Origin of the sequence: Ramlibacter sp. PS3R-8 (assembly GCF_037572435.1) — a bacterium.
Classification (GTDB): Bacteria; Pseudomonadota; Gammaproteobacteria; order Burkholderiales; family Burkholderiaceae_C; genus Ramlibacter.
Map to the genome: position 1 here is coordinate 141,145 of NZ_JBBHGT010000001.1, position 22,216 is coordinate 163,360.

The window sequence follows — 22,216 nt, forward strand, 5'->3', positions numbered from 1 at the left end:
ATCGATTCTCCGGGCTGGCATCAAGCCAGCTTGATTTCATTCGACAGGGGGGACTTGGTGGCGAATTCGGTCGCGCTGCGCAGGGTGGTCTCGCTGATCGTGGCAATGGCCTCGCGCGTGAAGAAGGCCTGGTGGCCGGTGACGATGACATTCGGGAAGGCCATGAGGCGCTGCAGCACGTCGTCGGTCACGATGGTGTTGGACAGGTCGCGGAAGAACAGGCCGGCCTCCTGCTCGTAGACGTCCAGTCCCAGCCCGCCCAGTTGGCCGCTCTTGAGCGCGTTGATGGCGGCATCCGTGTCCACCAGGCCGCCACGGCTCGTGTTCACCAACAAGGCGCCGCGCTTCATTCTTGCCAGCGTGCCCGCGTTGACGATATGGTGGGTCTCCGGCGTCAGGGGGCAGTGCAGGGAGATGATGTCGGCGTCCGCGCCGATCTCCCCGGGCGCCGCATACCGTGCGCCCATCGCCTCGAACTCCGGCGACACGATCGGGGCATGGCCGATGACCTTGCATCCGAAGCCCAGCATGATGCGGGCAAAGACGCAGCCGATCTTGCCGGTGCCCACCACGGCGACGGTTTTTCCGTGCAGGTCGAAGCCCATCAGCCCGTTGAGCGAGAAATTGGAATCCCGTGTCCGGTTGTAGGCCCGGTGCGTCTTGCGGTTGATCGCCAACAGCAATGCGACGGCGTGCTCTGCCACCGAGTTGGGTGAGTAGTTGACCACCCGGACCACCTTGACGCCCAGGCGCGCCGCGGCCGCCAGGTCGACGTTGTTGAAGCCGGTGCACCGGAGCGCCACCAACCCCGTGCCCCCCGCTCGCAGCGCGCCCAGCACGGCTGCGTCGACGACATCGTTGACGAAGACGCAAACGGCCTCGTAGCCGGTGGCCAGCGCGACCGATCCGGGGCCCAGGGCCGCCTCGAAGTACTCGAGTTCGTGCCCTTCGGCGGCATTGGCTGCGTCGAGGAACTCCCGGTCATGGGGTTGGGCGCTGAAGACGGCGATTTTCATGGGGTCTCACATCCGATTAGGGGTCGAACTTCCGGCCAGCCACTCCAGGAAGCAGCGGAAGGCTTCATCGACGGCTTCCTGCTTCGTTTCGATGATCTCTTCGCGCTCGGCCAGGGGCAGCGGGCTGTCGCCGTCCTTGAGCAGCCGGATCTGCGTCTGGATCATCCGGCCCGATTCCTGTTCCATCCGGCGCAGCGCCGCCACGAAAGCGGACTGCTCGTCCACGTTCTCGGGGATCACCGGCGCAAGGCGGATCCGCGCGAGCAACGCGTGCCCCAGCGCAAGGGCGGCGAATGCCGCGCGGGGGTCGAAGGCCGGTCCGGCGGGCAACTGGATGCGCCACCATTGCGCCCACAGGGGCGTGGTGTGCTGCGCACCCTGGGCATAGAGCGCCCAGTTGCCGGACCAGCGCGTCGCTCGCATGAGCAGGGTCGCGAATTCGACCTCGCGGTAGTACTGGCCGTGGACGAAGGGATACGCCACGGTCACCTGGGGCTGGAGTTCGACGGCGCCGAGGATCGCGGCGTTGACCTGCCTGGCCGCGCCGAGGAAGAGCGAGATGCGGGTCTGCGTGTCCGCGCCGAATCCGCCCGCCGCGATGGCCGCCCGGGCGTCGTCATAGAGCTTTAGGGTGGGCTTCATCGCCGGCGCCCCCCGGTTGCCGCCACCGTGCGGCGCGGCGCCCGCCTGGCCGCGGCGGACGCCAGCGGCAACTGGATCGCTCTCGTGTGGTCACCGTGAAAAGGCAGCACGTGCGGGGTGGCATCCGCACGATCGGCCGCCACCCACACCGAGCCGTCCCCCACCCAGCGCCTCTCGTCCACGGCACGGAAGAATTCGTGCAACTGGCGCAGGGTGATGTCGGGCAATTCCACCGTGAACGCGTGGTACGCGTGCTGGATGATCACCAGCCGGCAGTTCGGCAATTCGCGCCGCAGCAGTTCGTGGCATTCGCGCGGCGTGAAGAAATCGTGCTCCCCGTTCATCAGCAGGACGGGCCCGCGGATCTCCTTGAGGCGGGGCGTGAGCGGCTCGAACCGGATGAAGGATTCCATCAGGTTCTGCAAGGCATAAAGGTCGTTGCTGATGTAGCCGCCTCGCATCATCGCGGGCAGGCGGGCGCGGTTGGCGGCGAGCCAGCGCGAACTCATGTTCATGGGGTACAGCATGCTTTGCAGGTAGGGCAGGCCGCATTGCGTGAGCCCCTCGTACATCACGTTGCCCAGCAGCTCGAGCTGCGGTGACAGCTCGGCGAACGCGCTCATGACAGCGAGGCCGGCTACCTTTTGCGGGTGCCGGATGGCGAAGTCGAGGGCGACCACGCCGCCGAAGCTGATGCCTGCCAAGTGCGTGCGGCCGGCCTGCAAGCGGTCGAGCAGACCGGCCAGCAGGTCCGCGTGTTCGGTGAACTCGATGCCCAGCACCGGCTTGGCCGACTGCGCCTGCCCGAGCATGTCGTACGCCAGCACCCGGTAGCCACGCTCCGACAGGGTGGCTGCATACGCTGTCCACAGGTCGGCATTCTGCGTCAGCCCGTTGATGAACGTGACAAGGGGACGCCCCGGCTCACCCTGCAATTCATAGCGGATGCGGTGACCGTTGACGTTGGCGAAGCCCGAGCGCCCCGCCTCAGAAGTTGAAGGGGATCTGGATGTCAAAACGGATGTCGGTGTACTTCTCGTTCACGGTCGTGATGGCGCCGCCGGCGAACCGGTCGCCCTTCTCGTTGACCTTGGCCCAACGCAGCCGCGTGCGCGTGCCCGCGGGCAGGCCGGCTTCCTTGGGCACCGAATAGATCAGGTCGAGCGCCAGCTCGTTCATGTCGGACAACGGCTGCGCGCTGTTGCCCTTCACGTGGCGGTCCCGGCGCCAGCCGTAGCTGATGTCGAACGAAAGTCCACGGGCGCCGAGCGTGCTGAAGTCGAAGGTGGACGCGAGGATCAGCGTCTTCTCGCCGGCCTTGGCGTTCTCGCCGACGCGCTGCACCAGGTAGGACGGGCCCAGGCTGTAGGGCGAACGCAATTCGTCGCCGTCCCCGTTGAAGCCGATGGCGGCATAGGGAATCCACCAGGGAACGGGGCGGGCTTCGAGGTACCCGGCCCAGTTCCAAGTGTTGAACTCGCCGAGGTTGGCCGCGCCACTGGAGTTCTGGTAGATGTACTGGGTGTCGAAGCGGACGTAGCGGTCGCTGCCGAGTCGCCAGACGTAGTCGAGGTCGACCCAGGCGACGTTCATGATGTTCTGCACGTTGTGGTACGCACCCTGCAGCATCAGGTCGTTGGTGATCTTCCACTGCGCGCCGCCATAGGCCATGCCGTCGGAGTCGCCGGGCAGCAGGGCTGCCTTGGCGAGGTCGTAGAACTTCGGGCTGTTCACCTGCCGCATCTTCCACGCGTAACCGCCGTAGTAGCGGACGGTGTCGCCGGCGAACTTGCCGTTCACCGTGGCCGACTCGAAGTCCAGGGGCACCATGGCGCGCACGTCGCGCCGCCCGATGAAGGCGCCGTCGTACCGGTTGTAGGTGCGGTAGATGCCGTCCAGGCTCCAGTTGTACGACAGCGCCTGCCGGCCGACGGTCACGGCATGGTCACCGAAGCGAGCCCGGCCCCACCCCTCGCCCAGGACGCCGTAGCCGCTGTTCTGGTCGTCGAGGATGAAGCTGCCGCCGCCATCCGCAGGGCTGTACAACTTGCCGACGAAATAGTAGGCGCCACCCATCGAGAAGATCTGGTTGAGTTCGCCAGTCTCGCCCCAGAGCCAACCCCCGACGCCCCAGGCGTCCGGGTGCGGGTCGGTGTCGACTGGTTTGGTGCGCTCGAAGTACGAGGAGCGCAGCATCACTCCGGCCTTGGCCTTGCCGAAGAAGTCGTTGGCCATCGGGCCGTCGGATGGCGCGGGCGTCGCCTGGGCGAGGGCGCCGCCGCAAGCCATGCTGGCCGCCAGGGCGCAGGCAGCGGCCGGCGCGCATTGGAAGTTCCGTGAAGCTTCGTTGTTCTTTCGCATGTTGTCTCCTCGTTTTACTTGGCCAGTCCGGTGGGTTTGGATGGGGCGGCGCCGCTGCTGGAACTGTTTCCTCCTCCGACACCGGGCAGCGAGACCGTGAAGTTGTCGTCGACGAAGGCCTTGATGGTGTCGCGCAGGACGTTGGGCGCCTTGAAAACGCCATAGTGGGCAGTGGCGTCCGTGAGCGTGGCGACGACCGCGCCGGGCACCGCCGCCGCGGCCTTGCGTGCGTTGGCCACGATCAGCCACTGGTCGGTCTCGACGTGCACGACCAGGGTGCGCGCCTTGATGCGCTTGAGTTCGGCGTTGATGTTGTAGTTGAAGCCGGCGTTGTTGCGGTACCAGTAGTCGACCGCGTCCTCGTTCTTGACGCGACTGATCCACGAAGCCGTTTCGTCACCCTTGGGCTCCCAGTAGAAGACTTCGCGCTGCAGCGTCTTCCACGGTGTCGCCGAACGGACCGGGAAGGTGTAGCCGGTGAGCTGCAGCGTGGACCACATCATCTGCATGCCCTGGTTGGGATGCTGCTCCTTCGGCAAGTGGTAGTAGTTGCCGTTGGTGGCGCGCCAGTTGGGGTCGGACTCGATCGCGGCCTGGCCCAGGCGGAAGGTCCACTGGCCGACCGGGTCGTCACCGTCGGAGGCGGTGGTGCCGCCGATCGGCATGATCGCCTTGACGTAGCCGCTGGGCGAATACATCACCCCCCACACCCAGCTCTGCGTGGCCCCCATGGACGCCCCCGTCGCCACCAGAACCTGCGCGACGTTCAGGTGGTCGCGCAGCATGCGCTGGTTGGCCACCACCATGTCCATGTAGTTGTACTGCGGAAACTTGCGGCCCAGGCCGTGCGAGGGCTTGGAGGCGCCCCACAGGCCGATGGCGTCGAGGAACACCACGTAGTACTTGTCGGTGTCGATGGTCCGCCCCGGTCCCACCACCGCCCCGCCCGAAAAGGCGTTGGCCGGCTGGTTCTCGTACCACGTGTTGTACATGTAGGTGGAGTCGCCGGAATAGAAAGTGCTGACGATGACCGCATTGATGATTTCGCCCTTGGCATTGCGCTGGGGCGTGCCCACGGCGATGTAGGCCACCTGCAGCGGGCCCGAGCCCAGCGATTCGAGCGTGGTGCCGCCTTCTCCGCCGTTGCGCCAGGTGTCGGGCTGCGCGTCGAGGTTGTACTTTCCGCCGATGCGGAAGTTGGGGATGGTGTAGTAGCGCTTGTGCTTGTCCTGCTCCGGCACGTTGGAGTTGGGCGTGATCACCGGCCTGGCGGGGCTCTCCGTGATCTCCCGAACCGGAGTCTGTGCCAGCGCGGCGCCGAGCACCAGGGCGTTCAGCGCGATCAGGATGTGTTGCCTGTTCATGGTGAGCCTCACTTTGCGAGTCCGCTGGGCTTGGACACCGCGGCCGAGTCACCGCCGCCGGCCGGCGTGCCCTTGATCAGCGTTTCCACGGTCAGGGGCGAGAAGGCATCGACCCGCCCGGTGCGCATGAAGTCCACCGTGTCGCGCGCGAACTCGTAGGGCACGTCGGTGTGGATGAAGTGGCCCACGCCCGGATAGACCTTGAGCACCGGCTTGTTGCCGGCGGCTGTCATCCGCTTCATGAAGGGGGTGACGATGTCCTTGCCCAGGTCCGTCAGGCCATTGAGCGCCGTGCCGGGAATGAACGGCTCCTGGGCGCCGAAGGCCAGGAAGATCGGCGCCTTGATCTTGGTCAACTGCTTGTAGAGGCTGTTCGGGTCGTCGACGGCCACCTCGGAGCAGATCGAGTACAGGTCGTAGATGAACATGAAGACCCACTGGTCGAGTTCGCGCTGGTTGCCGCCGATCATCGCGATGCGCTGGTCGGTGTGCAGCCGGGCGTACTCGGTGTCTTCCTTGAAGTAGCCGTTGAAGCTGGGCGAGACGGCGCCGGTCTTGGGGTCGCGCTGCTTGAAATAGAAGAAGTCGCGCACGCCCTGCTCGTCGCGCTTCGACTCGGCGGCGATCATGCCGGTGGGGGCGTAGGCTGCTTCCCAGCGCGTTCGGTCATAGGCGAAGGAGCGGTCGCACAGCGGCAGCTTCCTGTCGCCGAGCTGGATTTCCCGCGGGTACTCCTCGAGGCCGGCCGGGGCTTCGAGCACCAGGCCGCTCACGGCCTCGGGATAGCGGACCGCATAGCCCAGCACGGTGGCGCCGCCCAGCGAGTGGCCGTGGTACATGGCCTTCTTCACACCGAGCTTGCCGACGATCAGCGAATGGAACGTGTCGCGCACGTCGTCCAGCGTGCGCGTCATCGGCTTGTCGAGGTTGCCGGGGCCGGAGGTGCCCCATTGCGGCATGTCGGGAGCGATCACGCGGTAGCCGCGTTCCACCGCGTATTTGATCAGGTAGCCGTAGTGCGCGGCGAAGGCGCCCTTGCCGTGCACCACCACGAGCACGGGCGGATTCCTGTCCTTGCCGCAGTACTCGTCGATGTAGCCGATTTCCCATTCGACGCCGCGCTTGTCACGGGCCTTGGCGTACTTCACCGGGAAGGGCGACACCATCTCGTCCTTCCAGAACGACTTGCCGGGAGAAGGCTTCATGTTGATCCGCGGAGTGCGGTAATTGGCGGCGTCGCAGACCTTGGTCTTGTCTTCGATGAGGCCGATGTCGCGCTCGAAGGTGTTGAGCATCGGGTCATCCGCCAGCGTGTTGAGCGCGCTGAACACGGCGTAGTGCGCGATGGGGCTGGACAGGCTGGCGTACTGCGCGCCCGGGATGGCTTCTGCAGCGGCGCGCGCCTTGTCGGAGATCAGCCACTGGTCGTTGTCGACGTGCACGATCAGCGTGCGCGGCTTCATGGAGGGCAGCAACGCGTTGATGTTGTGGATCTCGCCGACCGTGTCGCGGTACCAGAGGTCCACCGCGTCGAAGACCTTGGCCAGGCTCGCCAGGTTGGCGCCCGCCGTCTTGCCCATGCGCGGATCCGGTTCCCAGGTGAACACCTCGCGCGACACGGCGTCCCAGCCCAGGCTCTGGCGATGCCCCAGGTCGTAGCCGGTCAGCGACAGCACGGACCAGTGGTACTCCACGCCCTTGTTCGGATGCTGGTCCTTGGGCAGGTTGTAGTAGTTGCCCTTGGTCTTGACCCATACCGGATCGGCCTCGAGCGCCGCCTTGGCGAGCTGGAAGGTCCAGGCGGCCACCTGGCCCTCGCCGTCGGTCGCGGTCGCGCCGCCCACGGGCATCACGGCCTGCACGAAGTCGGGGTACATCAGGCCCCAGTAGTACGACTGCGTGGCACCCATCGAGACGCCGGTGGCCAGCACGACCTTGCCGATCTTCAGGTGGTCGCGCAGCATCCGGTAGTTCAGGTGCACCACGTCGTAGTAGCTGTACACCGGGAACTTGCGGCCCAGCCCGTCCGAGGGCTTGGAGCTGCCGTACAGCCCCAGGGCGTCCAGGAACACGACGTAGAAGCGGTTGGTGTCGAACAGCAGGCCCGGCCCGACCAGCGCGCCGCCGGAGAAGGTGTTGCCGGCGTTGCCCGGGACCCAGTTGTTGACCATCGCGGTCGCGTCACCCGAGTAGTACGAGTTGATGACGATGGCGTTGACGATCTCGCCCTTGGCATTGCGCCTGGGCGTGCCCACCGCGATGTACGAGGTGTAGGCGGGCCTGGCGCCCAGGGATTCGAGCGTGGTTCCACCCACGCCGCCATCGGCCCACGCGGCGGGTTGCGAAAGGTCGTACTTGCCGCCGATGCGGAAGTTGGGCACCTCGTACGTCCGCTTCTGGCCGTCGATCGCCATCACCACCGACCGGGGGGTCAACGGCTGCTGCGCCGCGGCGCCGCCGGCTGCCAGCAGGGCGGCGAGCACGCCGGCACTGCACAACGCCTTGAACATCTTCAGCATGATCGGTCTCCGTTGTTGCGATCGCCCCGATGCCGCGCCACGGCTCAGTCGGGCTTGAAGTAGTTCGCGAACGTCTGCGCGAACACGGCGGGCGCTTCCAGGTTCATCGAGTGGCCGATGAAGGGCGACATCTCGAGCCTCGCGTTGGGCAGGCGCGCCGCCATCTCTTCGAAATGCTCGCGCGGCACCCAGGAGTCGAGCCCGCCGCACAGGAGCAGGTGCTCGTGGGTCATGGCCGGCATCCGGGCGGCGAGCGCCTTCGACTCCCATTCCTTGGCCAGGTTGCTTGGCGTGCCGAACCAGATGCCGTCGGACAGCACGGTGGTGCGCTCGATGATCCGTTCAAACAGGGCGCGCTGCACCGCTGACGTGGTGTCCGCGAATTGCGGGACGCTGGTGAGGGATTCGGGGCGGAACAGCGTCGGTGCGGCGCTCGCCATGCCGGCGAAGCAGGTCTCGTAGCTGCTCTTCATCTGCGCCAGCACGTCGATCTGGCCGGGGGCGAGCTGGAGCCCGAGCGGCGTGACCGGGTCGAGCATCAGCACCTTGCGGAAGCGCTCGGGCTGCATGACGAGCATGTAGGAGCAGATGATTCCACCGGTCGAATGCCCGTAGAGGTGGCACTTTTCGATGCCCAGCGCGTCGAGCAGGTTCAGCATGTCCTGCGCATGCGTGGCCATGGAATAGTTGGAATAGTCGCTCGCAGGTTCCGGCTTGTCGGAGTCGCCGCAGCCACGCCATTCCGGGGCGATCACGTGCAGGTCGGGCGGCAGCAGGGGCAGCACCAGGGCGAGCCAGTCCGCGCAGCCCAGGTTGCCGTGGACGGCGAGCACGACGTTGTCGCCCCTGCCGTGTTCGACGTAGTTGAGCGACAAGTCGCCTGCTTTGATTCGAGGCATGTCCAGTCCCCTCTTGCCTGCGCTCCACACCTGACGTCCGCGTGGGCTTTGCCTGCCCACTGCGTCCCTACGCCATGATGTGCACGCCTCCATCGACATACACCGTCTCGCCCGACAGCCGCCGCGCATAGGGCGTCGCCAGGAAAGCGCAGGTGAATCCCACATCCATGATGTCGACCAGTTCGCCCAGCGGCGCGCGCTGCGCGGCTTCATTGAGCAACAGGTCGAAGTCCTTCAATCCCGAGGCAGCGCGCGTCTTCAAGGGGCCCGGGGAAATCGGGTGCACCCGGATGTTCTTCGGACCGAGCTCGAAGGCGAGATAGCGCGCCGACGCTTCGAGTGCGGCCTTCACCGGCCCCATCACGTTGTAGTTCGAGACGACCTTGTTGGCCCCGTAGTAGCTCATGGCGAACATCGTTCCGCCCTTGTCCATGAGGGGCGCCGCCAGGCGGGCCATCCGCACGAAGGAATGGCAGGAGACGTCCATGGCCTTGGCGAAGCCGTCGGCCGAGCAATTCAGCAAGCCGCCGCGCAGGTCTTCGTACGGCGCCCAGGCGATCGAGTGGACCAGCGAGTCGAGCCGGCCCCAGTCCTTGCCGATCCGGGCGAACACGGCTTCGAGTTCCCCGGGCCTGGCGACGTCGAGCGGCAGGAAGATGCTGGCGCCGAGCTCGCGGGCGAGGGGCTCCACGTACGTCTTGGACTTCTCGTTGAGATAGGTGATGGCCAGTTCGGCGCCGAGCTCGTGGAATGCCTTGGCGCACCCGTAGGCGATCGAATGCTCGTTGGCGATGCCGCAAACCAGCACCTTGTGGCCTTGCAACAAGGTCGAATTCATGAGGCCCCTCCGATGACTTTGGCGGTGTGCCGCGCGATCATCAATTCCTCGTTGGTGGGGATCACCCAGACCGACACCTTGCTGCCGGGGGTGCTGATGCGCTGGGCGCCCGCCTGGTTGGCCGCCGGGTCGAGCGCAATGCCCAGCCACTCCGCGGAGCGGCAGAGCGTTTCGCGGATCGCCGGTGCGTGCTGCCCGATGCCGCCGGTGAACACCAGCGCGTCGAGCCCACCCGCCGCGGCTGCCAGCGAACCCAGCTCGCGCGCCAGCCGGTAGGTGAAGAGGCCCACGGCCTGCCGCGCCCGCGGGTCTTCGCTGGCGAGCAGGGTGCGCATGTCGCTCGAGATGCCGGAAACGCCGAGCAGGCCCGACTTCTTGTAGATCAGGTCTTCGATGGCACGTGCGTCCATGCCCAGCGTGTCCAGCAGGTAGAGCACGACGCCGGGGTCGAGGCTGCCACAGCGCGTTCCCATCGGCAGGCCGTCGACCGCGGTAAAGCCCATCGTGCTGGCCATGCTGCGGCCCCCGACCATCGCGCACATGCTGCTGCCGTTGCCCAGGTGCGCGACCACCGTGCGGCCGGCGCCCGCCTTGGCATCGATGCCGGGCAGCACGCTGGCGATGTATTCGTAGGAGAGGCCATGGAACCCGTAACGGCGCACGCCCAGGTCGGTGATGGAAGGCGGCAGGGCAAACGCCTGCGCCACTTCGGGCTGCGCGCGGTGGAACGCCGTATCGAAGCAGGCGACCTGCGGGAGTTGCGGACGCAGCTGCGCGACGATCTCGATCGGCTTCAGGTTGTGCGGCTGGTGCAGCGGCGCCAGCGGGCTCAGCTTGGCCAGCTCCGCCACGATGGAGCGGTTGATCAGCACCGGCTGCTTGTGGGTGACGCCACCGTGCACGACGCGGTGCCCGACGGCCACCAGCTTGTCGTTGCCGGCATGGCCCTGCAGGAATTCAATGAGGTAGGCCAGCGCCTCGGCGTGGCCGAAGCCCGTGCCTTCCCACGCCTTGACGCCGATCTCCTGGCCTCGGGCATCCTTGGCCTTGAACCTGGCGGCGGTGTACAGGCCTTCGATCTGCCCGCTCAGCTTCAGCGGCATGGCGTCGCCCGCCGCGTCGAACACGCTGAACTTCAGGCTGGAGGAACCCGCGTTGAGGACGAGGATGATGTCGGCCATGGGTTCACGCAACGGCTTTGGCCGATTCCCGGCGGGCCCGCGCCACCATGGCCGCGACGGCGCAGGACGCCAGGCGGGTCAGCACCGAATCGGCCCGGCTGGTCAGGATGACGGGCACCTTGGCGCCGAGCACGATGCCCGCCGCGTCGGCGCCGGCCAGGAACGACAGGCTCTTGGCGAGCATGTTGCCGGCTTCCAGGTCGGGCACCAGCAGCACGTTGGCGCGGCCGGCCACGGGGGAATTGATCTTCTTGATCCTGGCGGCGTCCAGGTTGATGGCGTTGTCCAGCGCCAGCGGGCCGTCGATCACCGCGCCGGTGATCTGCCCGCGGTCCATCATCTTGCACAGCGCCGCCGCTTCGACGGTGGACGGCACCTTGGGGTTGACCGTCTCCATGGCTGACAGCACGGCCACCCGCACGTCCTTGATGCCCATCGCATGCGCCAGGTCGATCGCGTTCTGCACGATGTGGACCTTGTCCTCCAGTGTCGGAAAGATGTTGACGGCGGCGTCGGTGATGATCAGCGCGTCGGGATGCCCCGGCACGTCCATCACGAAGCAGTGGCTCACGCGCCGCGCCGTGCGCAGGCCGGTGTCGCGCTTCACCACGGCCGCCATGATTTCGTCGGTATGCAGGCTGCCCTTCATCAGGGCTTCGGCCTTGCCCTCGCGCACCAGTTGCACCGCCATCGCGGCCGACGCTTCACTGTGCGGCGTGTCCACGATTTGCACGCTCCCCAGGTCGATGCCGGCCTTGGCGGCGACCTCCTGGATCCGTGCGCGCGGCCCCACCAGGATCGGCACCAGCAAACCCAGCCTGCCGGCCTCGATGGCGCCCTCCAGGGACGACGCATCGCACGGGTGCGCCACCGCGGTCGGCGTGGGCGGCATCGCCTTGCAGGCGTCTATCAGGCGTTGATACTTCTCGTGCTTGACGGTCATCGCACCTTCTCCATCGTGGCTTCCATTCTCGGATCAAGGCGTCAACGCAAGCATTGGACCAAGGTCCTATACGCTGATCGACGAGGGCGTCACGCGAAGCGGTCCTGCATGATGCGCGCGGTGAGCTTGCGGCTCTTCCAGAACATGTCGTGGACACGCTCCTGGAGGTTGAACATGCTGGTCGCGTCCAATCCCGAAAACGACAGCACCACGGCGGGCCGCGATCCGTCGCCCGGCTCGTGCTCGATGGAATCGAACGGAGGGAATCCGTACTTGACCAGGAAATCCCGGATCTCTTCGTCCGTGGTGCCGGGTGCCAGGTTGCCCAGAAGGAGACGTGCCATGTTTTGGCTCCTTTGATGTGTGGACGCAGCTCAGCCTGAAAGACTCAGAACGCCACGCCGACGGATGCGACGAACACCTGGTCGCCGGACCCCGGGTTGAACCAGAAGCCGCCGAAAGTGAACTGGCCCACGGTCGCCTGCGCGAACGGTCCGCTCTGGATGTCGCGATCGCCGCCGTAGGCCCGGGTACGCTGCACGACCAGGCCCAGGCGCAGCCAGTCGAGGGGCTTGTAGCCGACTTCAGTCCACGCGTACAGGTACCGGCTCTCCTTGTCGTTTTTCAGGCGGACATATTCCGCCTCGGTGTAGAAGTCGAACTGCTTGTAGCCCAGGCTGGCTTCCAGCGCGGGCACGAACGCCTTGATGTCGCCCCACGCACCGCCGACCAGCGGCCGGAACATCCACTTGAACTCATCGCCGCCCGAAAACGACCAGCCGACGAAGGCCGAGCGCGCGCCGACGGATTCGTAGTTGATGCGGGCCTCGAAGTGCAGGGGCCCGCGGTCGGCCACGGCGATGCCCGAACCGTAGTTGCTGCCGGCCCGGACATCGGTGTGATAGGCAGTGACGCCAAACGTCCATGCGGGTTCCGGGTCGGCGGGCGCCTCCTTGGCCGCCTCCTGGGCGGCTACCGGGAAAGCACAGGCCAGCAGTGCAGCCAGCGGAAGAAGGTGGGGAGCAACTTTCATCCGCCCAGCGCCATGATTGCGGCGATCAGCAGCAGGCCGAGGACCATCATGATGAAGCCGACCCTCAGGCTGCCGTAGCCCGCGTACTTGCCCAGGCCCAGGCCGCCCAGGAACAGCATGACGACCGCGATCCCGTTCGACCAGTACTTGGCCGCCGCGACTTCCTGCATCAGCGCGAAGGGAATCACCACCGGAAAGGTCGCCAGCACCACGAGGGCGAACACCGCCAGCCCGGCGCCCAGGTCGCTCCAGCCGAGCGTGGGGCGGGACGGGACCGAGGGCAGCGCCACGACGCGGCCGCGGATGGCTTCGATCTCGGTCGGCGAAAGCAGCCCGGCCACCACGCGCGACAGCGAGTTCTCGATCGCCAGGCGACCGGCCTGCGCATCGGGCGCGGCGCGCACCGTGCGCGCCAGCGTCAGGGCCCGCCCGCGGTCCGTGACGACCCGCACCAGGTACATCACCGCGTCGACGATCCCCCACGCGAGGTTGCAGCCGAAGGCGGCAATGAACAATTCGTGGATCTCCGCGCCGCCGTCGGCGACGGAAACGGCGCCCGTGAAGCTGACCGCCATCAGCAAGCCGAAGAGCAGTTCCGAGATTCGATCGACGGGGCTGAGCACCGGCTCGCGCGCCGCCTTGCCCTCTGTCTTCAAGGTTTCCGTCATGGAGGTCCTATGTCGCTATTCCATCGACCAGCCATGGCTGACGATGAGAGACTGGCCCGTGAGGGCGTTGGTCGGGAATGCGGCGAAGAAGACGGTGGCCTGCGCCACGTCGTCGACCGTGGTGAACTCGCCGTCCACCGTGTCCTTGAGCATCACCTTGCTGATGACGTCCGCTTCCGAAATTCCCAGCGTCCGCGCCTGCTCCGGGATCTGCTTTTCCACCAGGGGGGTCCGTACGAAACCGGGGCAGACCACGTTGGCGCGCACGCCGTGCTTGCCGCCTTCCTTGGCCACCACCTTGGCCAGGCCGATCAGGCCGTGCTTGGCCGCGACATAAGGCGCCTTGAGCAACGAGGCTTCCTTCGAATGCACCGATCCCATGTAGATGATCGAGCCGCCGCGGCCCGCCTTGTACATGTGCGGCAGGCATGCCTTGGTGGTGAGGAAGGCGCCGTCCAGGTGGATCGCGATCATCTTCTTCCACTCGGCATAGGTGAACTCTTCCAGCGGGTGGACGATCTGGATGCCGGCGTTGCTCACCAGCACGTCGACGCCGCCGTACGCCTTCACCACCGCGGCGACACCGGCGTCCACCGCGGCTTCGTCCGTCACGTCCATCGCCACACCCATCGCCTTGCCGCCGTCCCGGGCGATCTGCGCAGCCGCATCGTTGGCGGCGCCCTGGTTCAGGTCGGCGATGGCGACGTTGGCGCCTTCCCTGGCGAAAGCGAGCGCGATGCTCCTGCCGATGCCGCTGGCGGCGCCGGTGACGATGGCGGTCTTGCCTTGCAGTTTCATGTCAGCTCCGTAGGGCCATGCTGCGCAGGGTAGGGCCGCCGGCGGGCGAGCGGCATGGGACCTAAGTCCCATGGGCAGCAGAGCTGTCGCCGCTAACCTCGGGCGATGACCACCAGCCCCGCCTTTCGCGAGCTGCCCCGCTTCCTGCTCGCCATCCTCTTCATCCTGCTGCTGCTGTCGGTGTCCTTGTGGATCCTGCGGCCCTTTCTTTCGGCCCTGGTCTGGGCCACGCTGATCGTGGTGTCCACCTGGCAGCTGATGCTGGCCGTGCAAAGGCGTTTGTGGGGCAAGCGCAGCCTGGCCGTGCTGCTGATGACGGGCGCGATGCTCCTGATCGTGATCCTGCCGCTCGGCGCCGGGGGGGTGGCCCTGGCCGACCACGCGGAGGACGCCGGGGGAAAGCTCCGCGATCTCGTGCAGGCGGGCGTGCCGGCGCCACCGGCATGGGTGGCGAAGCTTCCGCTGGTCGGACCGAAAGTCGCGGCGCGGTGGCAAGAGGTGGCGGCGCTGGACCCGGAGCAGCTGCAGGTCCGCGCGGGACCCCACCTCAAGTCGGCAGCGGCGTGGGTGATCGGCACGGCGGGTGGGCTGGCCGGATTTCTCCTCCACCTGCTGCTCACGCTGATCCTGGCGGCGCTGCTGTATTCCAACGGGGAGGTCGCAGCGGCAGGCGTGCGTGCGTTCGCCATCCGGCTCGCCGGCCAGAACGGCGAGCAGTCGGTGGCGCTGGCCGGCGCATCGATCCGCGCGGTCGCCCTTGGGGTCATCGTCACCGCGCTCACGCAGTCGCTGTTGGGCGGAATCGGCCTCGTTGTGGCGGGCGTGCCGTTCGCCGGCATGCTGACGTTGGCGATGTTCGTGCTGGGCATCGCGCAGATCGGCGCGGCGCCGGTGCTCCTGCTGGCGCTGGCCTGGCTGTTCTGGAGCGGCAACACGCTGGCGGGCAGCCTGTTCATCCCGTGGGCCCTGTTCGTCACCGTGATGGACAACTTCCTCAAGCCCATCCTGATCAAGCGCGGCGCCGACCTGCCGCTGGTGCTGATTTTCGCGGGCGTCATCGGTGGCCTGGTTGCCTTCGGTGTCGTCGGCCTGTTCATCGGCCCGGTGGTGCTGGCGGTGACCTACACCCAGCTGGTCGCCTGGGTGAACGACCGGGGGGCGGTCACGGTGCCGTGATCGGTAGAATGGGCTTCGAGCCCACACACCGCCATGCCCACCGATATCGCCAGCATCCTGCTGCTGGTGGTGACCTCCACCATCACCTTCACCCTCGCCAGGCTGCTGTCGCGCAACTGGCGCAAGAAGCGCCGCGAGCGCGAAGACGCGGCGAAGCGCGCCAATGAGAGCCGGCAGGTTCGACGGGCGCGCGAGCGGCGCACCAAATGACAAAGCCCTGACGGGCTTTGTCATTCGCCAATGAAAAAGCCGCCCGAAGGCGGCTTTTTCTCTCCCTGACGTCCTGGTCTTATCTGTGTGCCGATGGCTTGCCGTCGGCTTTGGATTGGTCGTTGCGGCGGCGGTCGTGGGCCTGGGGCTTGCGCGTCCCGTTGGCCTTCAGCTCCAGGCCATACGAATTCGCGGTCACCGCCAGGATCACCGGCACCCGTTGCAGCATCGACGTCGTCCTGGTCTCGTTCATCGTTGTTGTCCCTGTACTTCCCTGCTTGCGTTTTCGCTGTGTGACTGCAGTGACGAAAGTATCCGTGGGCCCGGCCCTGCACCATGACGGCGCGCAGCATCAACTCAGGTCAGCGGTATCTGACATCCAGCTCGGCCGCAACCGGCTTGCGCGCCAGCTTGCGGGCGGCGATCTGCCGCAGCAGGACAGGCAGGACCATCGCGGCGCCCACGAGCGTGACCCACAGCCCCGGCGCGATCAGCAGCAAGGCGGCGGCCAGGCACACGGCCTGTTCCCAGCGCTTCATCTCGACCAGGAAGAAGCGGCTCAGCGCGGCAGCCAGCACGGTGATGCCGAGCACGCAGCCGATGAAGGTGACGCTGAAGTCGTACCAGGTGAAGCCCTTGGCCACCAGCAGCAGCGACGGCGAGAACACGAACACGAACGGCACGAGCACCTTGGCCAGGCCGAGCCGGAACGCCATGTTGCCGGTCTTGAAGGGGTCGCTGCCGGCCATGCCCGCGGCCGCATACGCCGCCAGCGCCACCGGCGGCGTGATGTCCGCCAGCACGCCGTAGTAGAAGACGAAGAAGTGCGCCACCAGCGGCTCGACGCCCAGTTGCACCAGCGTGGGCGCGGCCACCGTGACCATGATGATGTAGTTGGCGGTGGTCGGGATGCCGCACCCCATCAGGATGCACACCATGCCGGTCATCACCAGCGCGGCGAACAGCGTCAGCGCCTTCGGGTCGTACAGGACGGCCGGCAGCACCGAGCCGATGCCGCCGGCGATGGCCTGCGCCCATCCCGTGATGATGAAGCTGATCTTGAATCCCACGCCCGTCAGGGTGACGACGCCGATGACGATGCCCACGGTGGCGGCTGCCGCGCCGACCGCGAGGGCATATTTCGCGCCGGTGTGGAAGGCCTCGACCAGCACGCCGTGGCTGATGCGGCCGGTGATACCTGCCAGCTTCCAGCCCGCCAGCGCGATGGCCACCGCCGCCGCGAACAGGCCCAGCTTGATGTCGTCGGTGTTGGCGCCCAGGTCGACGAAGCCGATCACCGCCAGGATCAGGTGCAAAAGGATGCACAGCGTCCAGTTGGCCGGCGTGTTGCCGCTGGTGCGCGTGGTCAGGCCGACGATCGCGCACGAGCTGATGCCCGTGAAAGCGGCCAGGTAGGGCGTGCGCCCGGAAATCAGGATGGCGATCAGCAGGAACAGCGGGATGAGCGTCGGCCAGCGCTGCCGGAAGGACGCGCGCAGCTTCGGCATCTCCTCCGGCGTCAGGCCGCGCAAGCCGTGCCGCTTGGCCTCGAAGTGCACCTGCATGAACACGCCGAAGAAGTGCATGAAGGCAGGCACCACGGCGGCGGCGATGATGGTCTGGTAGGAGACGTCGAGGAACTCCACCATCAGGAACGCGGCGGCGCCCAGCACCGGCGGCGTGATCTGGCCGCCGGTGGACGAGGCCGCTTCGACGGCGCCGGCGAATTCACGCTTGTAGCCGACGCGGATCATCGCGGGAATGGTGAGCGAGCCCACCGTGACCGCGTTGGCGACGGAGGACCCGGACAGCATGCCGAACATGGCGGAGCCGAACACGCTGACCTTGGCCGGGCCGCCGGCGTAGCGTCCGGCCACCGTGGAGGCAATGTCCAGGAACAGCTGGCCCAGGCCGATGCGCGTGGCCATCACGCCGAACAGCACGAAGTGGAAGACGTACGTGGCCACCACCCCGATCGCCACGCCGTAGATGCCCTGGCTGGTGAGGTACTGGTGGTTGATCATCTGGCTCCACGACGAACCCGCGTGCTTGAGCAAGCCGGGGAAGTAGGGGCCGGCCATCGCGTAGGCCGTGAAGCCGATGGCAATCAGCGGCAGCGGCCAACCCATCGCGCGCCGCGTCGCTTCCAGCAGCGTGAGGAACAGGATGGAGCCGAACACGACGTCGGTGGTGCTCGGGTTGCCGACCCGGAAGGCCAGGTCGTCGAACACCCAGGGGATGTACAGCACGCTCAGCGCGCAGCCGATGGCCAGCAGCCAGTCCGTCAGCGGCACGCCGCCCGGGGAGTGCCAGCTGCTCACGACGGTCTCGCGGTCGTAGTCGCGCTTGGTGCGGGGGAAGACGAGGAAGATCAGGCCCAGCACGAGGGCCAGGTGGATACCGCGATGCGTGGTCTCGCGCAGCAGCCCGAAACCGGCGGTGTAGTAGTGGAAGCAGGACAGCCCGATCAGCAGCGCGGTGACGATCCACGTCGCCGGCGGCACCGTGGTGCGGAACCGCATCTCCGGGTCGAACTTCTCCTCCAGCTCCTGCACCTTGCGCTCGTCGAGCACCGTTTCCGTCATCGTCGTCATCCCTCGCTCCAAACAAAAACAGGGAGGTGCTGCCTCCCTGTCGACCTCGCGCCCCGGGGCCTTACTTCAGCAGGCCCACTTCCTTGTAGAACTTCTCCGCGCCGGGGTGGTACGGGATGCCCACGGCCTGCACGGCGTTTTCCTTGGTGATGAACTTGCCCTTGGCGTGGCCGGCGGCCAGCGTCTTCTGGGTGGCGTCCGAGTACAGCGCCTTGGTGATCTGGTAGACCGTTTCGGTGTCCACCTTGGCGCTGGTCACCAACTGCGCACCGACCGCCAGGGTCTGCACCGCGGCGACATCCTTGTACGTGTTGGCGGCGATGGTGTCGACCGCGAAGTAAGGACTGGATTTGCGCAACGCGTCGATCTGGGGGCCGGCCAGCGGCACCAGTTCGATGCCCGTGCCGCTGGAGGCCAGTTCGGCGATGGCGCCAGCCGGGGCGCCGCCGACGAAGAAGAAGGCGTCGAGCGAGCCGTCCTTGAGCTTGTCACCGGCCTGGTTCGGCTTGATGTAGTCCGGCTTGATGTCGGACTCCTTCACCCCGTACGCCGCCAGCACCATGCGCGCGTTGATCAGCGTGCCCGAGCCCGGCTCGTCCAGCGCCACGCGCTTGCCCTTCAGGTCCGCGACCGAGCGGATGCCCGAGCCCTTCTTGACGACGAGGTGGATGCTTTCGGGATACAGGTTGGCGATCATGCGCAGGTCCGCGACCTTGGGCTTGCCCTCGAAGGCGCCGGTGCCGGTGAAGGCCCAGGTGGCCACGTCGGACTGGGTGAGGCCCGCTTCCATCGACCCGCCGGCAATGGCGTTCACATTGGCGAGCGAGCCGTTGCTGGCTTGCGCCGTCGCGACGATCTTGCCCGGCTGCGACACGGCGTTGGCGATCATGCCGCCCACCGGGTAGTAGGTGCCGGCGGTGCCGCCGGTGCCGATGCGGAAGAACTGCTGCGCGTGCGCGGCGCCGGCAAAGGCCAGGACGGCGGCGGTGACCGCGGCCCACTTCTTGATGCTCATGGAAAGGCTCCTCGTTGTCGGACAGGAATGCAAGGCAAGAAGTAGACCACCTCGGCGGGAGAAGTCGCATAGTGGAAGCACCAACAAGATGCGCATGGCGGGGTCGCATGCGCGAACCCGCCCTACGAGGGTCACGGCGGCCGCGCACGGTGGGGTCGCATGCGCGAACCCGCCCTACGAGAGGCACGGCGGCCGCGCATGGCGGGGTCGCATGCGCGAACCCGCCCTGCGGGAGGCACGGCGGCCGCGTAGGGCGGGTTCGCGCAGCGACCCCGCCGTGCAAGGATCTATTTCTTGGGGTCGTCCACCGAAGCGCTCCAGCGATCCCCCCACCCCTTGGCCGCGTCCAGCTCCCGGCGGCCTCGCTTGGTGGGCCGGCCGTTCTCGATGGACAAGGCAGGCTCGCGCGCATAGCGGCGCTGGTCGGCCGACTTCTGCCGCTCCTGCACGCTTTCGGCGGTTTCCTCGTACATCTGCTGGGCCACGGGGGCCGGTCCGCGCATGTCCGACACGCCCTTGACCACCACCGTGCGCGTCACGCCCTCGCGCCGCATCGCAACGGTGTCGCCCACCTTCACCTCGCGCGCAGGCTTGACGTCCTGGCCGTTGATCGCCACCCGCCCCTTGTCGATCTCATCGGTGGCCAGGCTGCGCGTCTTGTAGAAACGCGCCGCCCACAGCCATTTGTCGATCCGCAGTCTTTCCATTCAGGAACGATTCTGCGCCAGCGACAGCCGCACGGTGGCGTCCAGGCCGGCGCGGCGCCGGTCCTTTTCACGGTTTTGCAATTCGATGGTGCCGCCGAGCGCGCGAACGATCTCGTGGCAGATGGCCAGCCCCAGGCCGGAGCCGCTGCGCACGTCCCCGGCCGAGAAGGGTTGGAACAGCCGGGGTTGAAGCTCGGCCGGAATGCCGGGCCCGCTGTCGGTGACGACCAGCGCGGCCGTCCGCTCGTCCGCCATCACCCGCACCGACAGCGCACCGCCGGCCGGCGTGTACTTGATCGCGTTGTGCAGCAGGTTGCGAGCGAGTTCGCGCAGCATCCACTCGTGCGCCAGCACCGGCGCCGGCTGCGTCTCGATGTCGAAGTCGATGTCCTTGTCGGCCACCAGCGGCGCCAGCTCCAGCGCCATCGCACGCACCGCCTCGGACAGGTCGCTCACGGTGTCCTCGCCTTGCTGGCGCAACTGCTCCACCTTGGCCAGCGACAGCATCTGGTTGGCCAGCGTGGTGGCCCGTTCGACCGTATCGTTGATCTCACCCAGTGCCTGGCGCGGCTCGACGTCGCCGCGCAGGGCGGACTGCACCTGCGTCTTCAGCACCGCCAGCGGCGTGCGCAACTGATGCGCGGTGTCACGGACGAAGCGCTTCTGGTTCTCTAGCAAATGCGCCAGCCGCGACATCACGCCGTTGGTGGCGTCCACCAGCGGCCGCAGCTCGCGCGGCGCCCCGGCCGCGGACAGCGGCGTCAGGTCGCCTTCGTTGCGTGCCTGCAGCTCCTCGCTCAGGCGGCGCACCGGGCGCGTGGCGCGCTGCACGACGACCACCACCACCAGGACGATCAGCCCCACCAGCGCGGCCTGCTGCCACAGGAAGTCCAGCAGGATGCGGCGCGTGAGCCGCAGGCGCAGCTCCAGCGTCTCGGCCACCTGGATCACGGCCATGCCCCGGCCGCGCGGGCTGGCCACCGGCTGCAGCAGCACCGCGACGCGCACGTCGCTGTCCCGGTAGCTGGTGTCATAGAAGTCGACCAGCGCCGCATACGGCGGCTGCACCGGGATGCGGCCCTTCCACGGCGGCAGGTCGGCGAAGCCGGAGACCGACCTGCCATGCAGGTCGGAGATGCGATAGAACATGCGCGTCTGCACGTCGGCCTCGAACGCTTCGAGCGCGGAGTAGGGCACCGTGGCACGCAGCACCGCGTCCTCGTCGTAGCCGGTCACGTCCAGCTGTTCGCCGATCGACTTGGCGGAGGCGAGCAGCGTGCGGTCGTACGCGGTGTTCACGGCATCGAGCGTCTTGCCGTACAGCGAGACCGCATTGATCGCGATGATCAGCCCGACCGGCAGGAGGATGCCGGCCAGCAGGAAGGTCCGCAGGGAAATGTTGGCCCCCAGGCTTGTCACTCCGTGAACTGCGCTGCCCCCCAGGGGGGCGCTCGCCGCTTGGGGCGGCCCGGCGCGACGCGGTTGGCGCAAGTTCATTCGCCCGCTTTGAGCAGGTAGCCCAGCCCGCGCAGCGTCACCAGCCTCACCCCGGTGTGCGCGAGCTTCTTGCGCAGGCGGTAGACGACGACCTCGATGGCCTCGTATTGCACGTCGGCTTCGCCGGGAAAGACCAGCTCGAACAGGCGCTCCTTCGGCACCGCGTGGCCCGGTCGCGCCAGCAGCGCCTGCAGCAGCGCCGTTTCGCGCGGCGCCAGCTCCATGACCTCGTCGTTCCAGTGGATGGCGCCGCTTTCACGGTCGCAGCGCAGGCCCCCCATCGCCGGTTCCGGCGCGGAGGCGCCCCCGGCGCCGTGCCGCCGGTGCAGCGCGCGCAGCCGAGCCTCCAGCTCGTCCAGGTCGAACGGCTTGGGCAGGTAATCGTCCGCGCCGCTGTTCAGTCCCATGATCCGGTCGCCGACGGTTCCGCGCGCCGTGAGGATCAGCACCGGCGTGCGCAGGCCGCTGCGCCGTGCCTTCTCCAGCACCAGCAGCCCGTCCATGCCGGGCAGGGTGAGGTCGAGCATCACCACGTCCGGCGGGGCCGCCTTCCAGCGCGCAAGCGCAGTCGGGCCGTCGCCGCAGACCTGGACTTCCATGCCACGGTTCCGCAGCGTGCGCTGGAGCGCGGTCTGCATCGACGGGTCGTCCTCGACCAGCAGCAATCTCATCAAGCGACCATACATCGGCTGCCACCTCGTACTTTCCCTAGGTGCCCCGACAGCCGAATGACAGCGGGCGGACGCACCATTGGC

22 protein-coding genes are annotated in these 22,216 nt (G+C 67.3%); 2 read left to right on the top strand and 20 right to left on the bottom strand.

Translation table 11 applies throughout. From position 1 onward, the window contains the following. Nucleotides 1-20: 20 nt before the first annotated feature. The 14 genes from WG902_RS00690 to WG902_RS00755 all read right to left on the bottom strand — a co-directional run bounded on the left by WG902_RS00690 (nt 21) and on the right by WG902_RS00755 (nt 14,262). Nucleotides 21-1,016 carry a 2-hydroxyacid dehydrogenase gene (locus tag WG902_RS00690; RefSeq protein WP_340057953.1) on the bottom strand — a complete coding sequence of 332 codons (996 nt, stop codon included), beginning with the start codon at nt 1,014-1,016 and terminating at the stop codon, nt 21-23. A gap of 6 nt (nt 1,017-1,022) precedes the next feature. Continuing rightward, nucleotides 1,023-1,658 carry a hypothetical protein gene (locus tag WG902_RS00695; protein ID WP_340057954.1) on the bottom strand — a complete coding sequence of 212 codons (636 nt, stop codon included), beginning with the start codon at nt 1,656-1,658 and terminating at the stop codon, nt 1,023-1,025. Further along, nucleotides 1,655-2,674, bottom strand: coding sequence for an alpha/beta fold hydrolase (locus WG902_RS00700; RefSeq protein WP_340057955.1), 1,020 nt, complete (start codon nt 2,672-2,674; stop codon nt 1,655-1,657). The genes WG902_RS00695 and WG902_RS00700 overlap by 4 nt, the downstream gene beginning before the upstream one ends. Beyond that, nucleotides 2,646-4,019: an OprD family outer membrane porin gene (locus tag WG902_RS00705; RefSeq protein ID WP_340057956.1), complete on the bottom strand. Its 1,374-nt coding sequence runs from the start codon at nt 4,017-4,019 to the stop codon at nt 2,646-2,648. The genes WG902_RS00700 and WG902_RS00705 overlap by 29 nt, the downstream gene beginning before the upstream one ends. Before the next feature lie 14 nt (nt 4,020-4,033). Continuing rightward, entirely contained in the window at nt 4,034-5,383 is a 1,350-nt protein-coding gene (locus tag WG902_RS00710) for a hypothetical protein (protein WP_340057957.1), read from the bottom strand. An 8-nt stretch (nt 5,384-5,391) separates the two neighbouring features. Next, nucleotides 5,392-7,902: an alpha/beta hydrolase gene (locus tag WG902_RS00715; RefSeq protein ID WP_340057958.1), complete on the bottom strand. Its 2,511-nt coding sequence runs from the start codon at nt 7,900-7,902 to the stop codon at nt 5,392-5,394. Nucleotides 7,903-7,946: 44 nt separating this feature from the next. After that, nucleotides 7,947-8,801 (bottom strand): alpha/beta fold hydrolase, encoded by an 855-nt coding sequence (locus tag WG902_RS00720; RefSeq protein WP_340057959.1) that lies wholly within the window; start codon nt 8,799-8,801, stop codon nt 7,947-7,949. 67 nt (nt 8,802-8,868) lie between these two features. Beyond that, nucleotides 8,869-9,639 (bottom strand): enoyl-ACP reductase FabI, encoded by a 771-nt coding sequence (gene fabI, locus WG902_RS00725; protein WP_340057960.1) that lies wholly within the window; start codon nt 9,637-9,639, stop codon nt 8,869-8,871. Further along, on the bottom strand, nt 9,636-10,820 hold the full coding sequence (locus WG902_RS00730) for an acetate/propionate family kinase (protein ID WP_340057961.1): 1,185 nt from the start codon (nt 10,818-10,820) through the stop codon (nt 9,636-9,638). Before WG902_RS00730 ends, fabI begins: the two co-directional genes overlap by 4 nt. A gap of 4 nt (nt 10,821-10,824) precedes the next feature. Beyond that, nucleotides 10,825-11,763, bottom strand: coding sequence for a phosphate acetyltransferase (locus WG902_RS00735; RefSeq protein WP_340057962.1), 939 nt, complete (start codon nt 11,761-11,763; stop codon nt 10,825-10,827). Nucleotides 11,764-11,852: 89 nt separating this feature from the next. Further along, a complete protein-coding gene (locus WG902_RS00740) occupies nt 11,853-12,107 on the bottom strand; it encodes an RNA recognition motif domain-containing protein (RefSeq protein WP_340057963.1) in 255 nt (84 codons plus the stop codon). Nucleotides 12,108-12,151: 44 nt separating this feature from the next. Continuing rightward, on the bottom strand, nt 12,152-12,796 hold the full coding sequence (locus WG902_RS00745) for a hypothetical protein (RefSeq protein ID WP_340057965.1): 645 nt from the start codon (nt 12,794-12,796) through the stop codon (nt 12,152-12,154). Beyond that, nucleotides 12,793-13,464 (bottom strand): hypothetical protein, encoded by a 672-nt coding sequence (locus tag WG902_RS00750; protein ID WP_340057967.1) that lies wholly within the window; start codon nt 13,462-13,464, stop codon nt 12,793-12,795. Before WG902_RS00750 ends, WG902_RS00745 begins: the two co-directional genes overlap by 4 nt. 15 nt (nt 13,465-13,479) lie before the next feature. Beyond that, nucleotides 13,480-14,262, bottom strand: coding sequence for a 3-hydroxybutyrate dehydrogenase (locus tag WG902_RS00755; RefSeq protein WP_340057968.1), 783 nt, complete (start codon nt 14,260-14,262; stop codon nt 13,480-13,482). A gap of 105 nt (nt 14,263-14,367) precedes the next feature. Between WG902_RS00755 and ydiK the strand changes: the two genes are divergently transcribed. Next, nucleotides 14,368-15,438 carry an AI-2E family transporter YdiK gene (ydiK, locus tag WG902_RS00760; protein WP_340057969.1) on the top strand — a complete coding sequence of 357 codons (1,071 nt, stop codon included), beginning with the start codon at nt 14,368-14,370 and terminating at the stop codon, nt 15,436-15,438. A gap of 33 nt (nt 15,439-15,471) precedes the next feature. Beyond that, nucleotides 15,472-15,648 carry a hypothetical protein gene (locus WG902_RS00765; protein WP_340057970.1) on the top strand — a complete coding sequence of 59 codons (177 nt, stop codon included), beginning with the start codon at nt 15,472-15,474 and terminating at the stop codon, nt 15,646-15,648. 79 nt (nt 15,649-15,727) lie between these two features. Here the strand turns inward: WG902_RS00765 and WG902_RS00770 are convergent, their stop codons facing one another. The 6 genes from WG902_RS00770 to WG902_RS00795 form a co-directional block, all read right to left on the bottom strand. Beyond that, a complete protein-coding gene (locus WG902_RS00770; RefSeq protein WP_340057971.1) occupies nt 15,728-15,901 on the bottom strand; it encodes a hypothetical protein in 174 nt (57 codons plus the stop codon). 109 nt (nt 15,902-16,010) lie between these two features. Further along, nucleotides 16,011-18,233 (bottom strand): TRAP transporter permease, encoded by a 2,223-nt coding sequence (locus WG902_RS00775; protein WP_340059411.1) that lies wholly within the window; start codon nt 18,231-18,233, stop codon nt 16,011-16,013. A 70-nt stretch (nt 18,234-18,303) separates the two neighbouring features. Further along, on the bottom strand, nt 18,304-19,257 hold the full coding sequence (locus WG902_RS00780; protein ID WP_340057973.1) for a TAXI family TRAP transporter solute-binding subunit: 954 nt from the start codon (nt 19,255-19,257) through the stop codon (nt 18,304-18,306). 287 nt (nt 19,258-19,544) lie between these two features. Beyond that, nucleotides 19,545-19,964, bottom strand: coding sequence for an RNA-binding S4 domain-containing protein (locus WG902_RS00785; RefSeq protein ID WP_340057974.1), 420 nt, complete (start codon nt 19,962-19,964; stop codon nt 19,545-19,547). After that, entirely contained in the window at nt 19,965-21,383 is a 1,419-nt protein-coding gene (locus WG902_RS00790) for a sensor histidine kinase (RefSeq protein WP_340057975.1), read from the bottom strand. 74 nt (nt 21,384-21,457) lie between these two features. Then, nucleotides 21,458-22,132 carry a response regulator transcription factor gene (locus tag WG902_RS00795; RefSeq protein ID WP_340057976.1) on the bottom strand — a complete coding sequence of 225 codons (675 nt, stop codon included), beginning with the start codon at nt 22,130-22,132 and terminating at the stop codon, nt 21,458-21,460. Nucleotides 22,133-22,216: the final 84 nt, after the last annotated feature.

Coding starts and splice junctions, on each gene's coding strand:
- WG902_RS00690 (WP_340057953.1), bottom strand. CDS start 1,016: ATGAAAATCGCCGTCTTCAGCGCCCAACCCCATGACCGGGAGTTCCTC.
- WG902_RS00695 (WP_340057954.1), bottom strand. CDS start 1,658: ATGAAGCCCACCCTAAAGCTCTATGACGACGCCCGGGCGGCCATCGCG.
- WG902_RS00705 (WP_340057956.1), bottom strand. CDS start 4,019: ATGCGAAAGAACAACGAAGCTTCACGGAACTTCCAATGCGCGCCGGCC.
- WG902_RS00710 (WP_340057957.1), bottom strand. CDS start 5,383: ATGAACAGGCAACACATCCTGATCGCGCTGAACGCCCTGGTGCTCGGC.
- WG902_RS00715 (WP_340057958.1), bottom strand. CDS start 7,902: ATGCTGAAGATGTTCAAGGCGTTGTGCAGTGCCGGCGTGCTCGCCGCC.
- WG902_RS00720 (WP_340057959.1), bottom strand. CDS start 8,801: ATGCCTCGAATCAAAGCAGGCGACTTGTCGCTCAACTACGTCGAACAC.
- fabI (WP_340057960.1), bottom strand. CDS start 9,639: ATGAATTCGACCTTGTTGCAAGGCCACAAGGTGCTGGTTTGCGGCATC.
- WG902_RS00730 (WP_340057961.1), bottom strand. CDS start 10,820: ATGGCCGACATCATCCTCGTCCTCAACGCGGGTTCCTCCAGCCTGAAG.
- WG902_RS00735 (WP_340057962.1), bottom strand. CDS start 11,763: ATGACCGTCAAGCACGAGAAGTATCAACGCCTGATAGACGCCTGCAAG.
- WG902_RS00740 (WP_340057963.1), bottom strand. CDS start 12,107: ATGGCACGTCTCCTTCTGGGCAACCTGGCACCCGGCACCACGGACGAA.
- WG902_RS00745 (WP_340057965.1), bottom strand. CDS start 12,796: ATGAAAGTTGCTCCCCACCTTCTTCCGCTGGCTGCACTGCTGGCCTGT.
- WG902_RS00750 (WP_340057967.1), bottom strand. CDS start 13,464: ATGACGGAAACCTTGAAGACAGAGGGCAAGGCGGCGCGCGAGCCGGTG.
- WG902_RS00755 (WP_340057968.1), bottom strand. CDS start 14,262: ATGAAACTGCAAGGCAAGACCGCCATCGTCACCGGCGCCGCCAGCGGC.
- ydiK (WP_340057969.1), top strand. CDS start 14,368: ATGACCACCAGCCCCGCCTTTCGCGAGCTGCCCCGCTTCCTGCTCGCC.
- WG902_RS00765 (WP_340057970.1), top strand. CDS start 15,472: ATGCCCACCGATATCGCCAGCATCCTGCTGCTGGTGGTGACCTCCACC.
- WG902_RS00770 (WP_340057971.1), bottom strand. CDS start 15,901: ATGAACGAGACCAGGACGACGTCGATGCTGCAACGGGTGCCGGTGATC.
- WG902_RS00775 (WP_340059411.1), bottom strand. CDS start 18,233: ATGACGGAAACGGTGCTCGACGAGCGCAAGGTGCAGGAGCTGGAGGAG.
- WG902_RS00780 (WP_340057973.1), bottom strand. CDS start 19,257: ATGAGCATCAAGAAGTGGGCCGCGGTCACCGCCGCCGTCCTGGCCTTT.
- WG902_RS00785 (WP_340057974.1), bottom strand. CDS start 19,964: ATGGAAAGACTGCGGATCGACAAATGGCTGTGGGCGGCGCGTTTCTAC.
- WG902_RS00795 (WP_340057976.1), bottom strand. CDS start 22,132: ATGAGATTGCTGCTGGTCGAGGACGACCCGTCGATGCAGACCGCGCTC.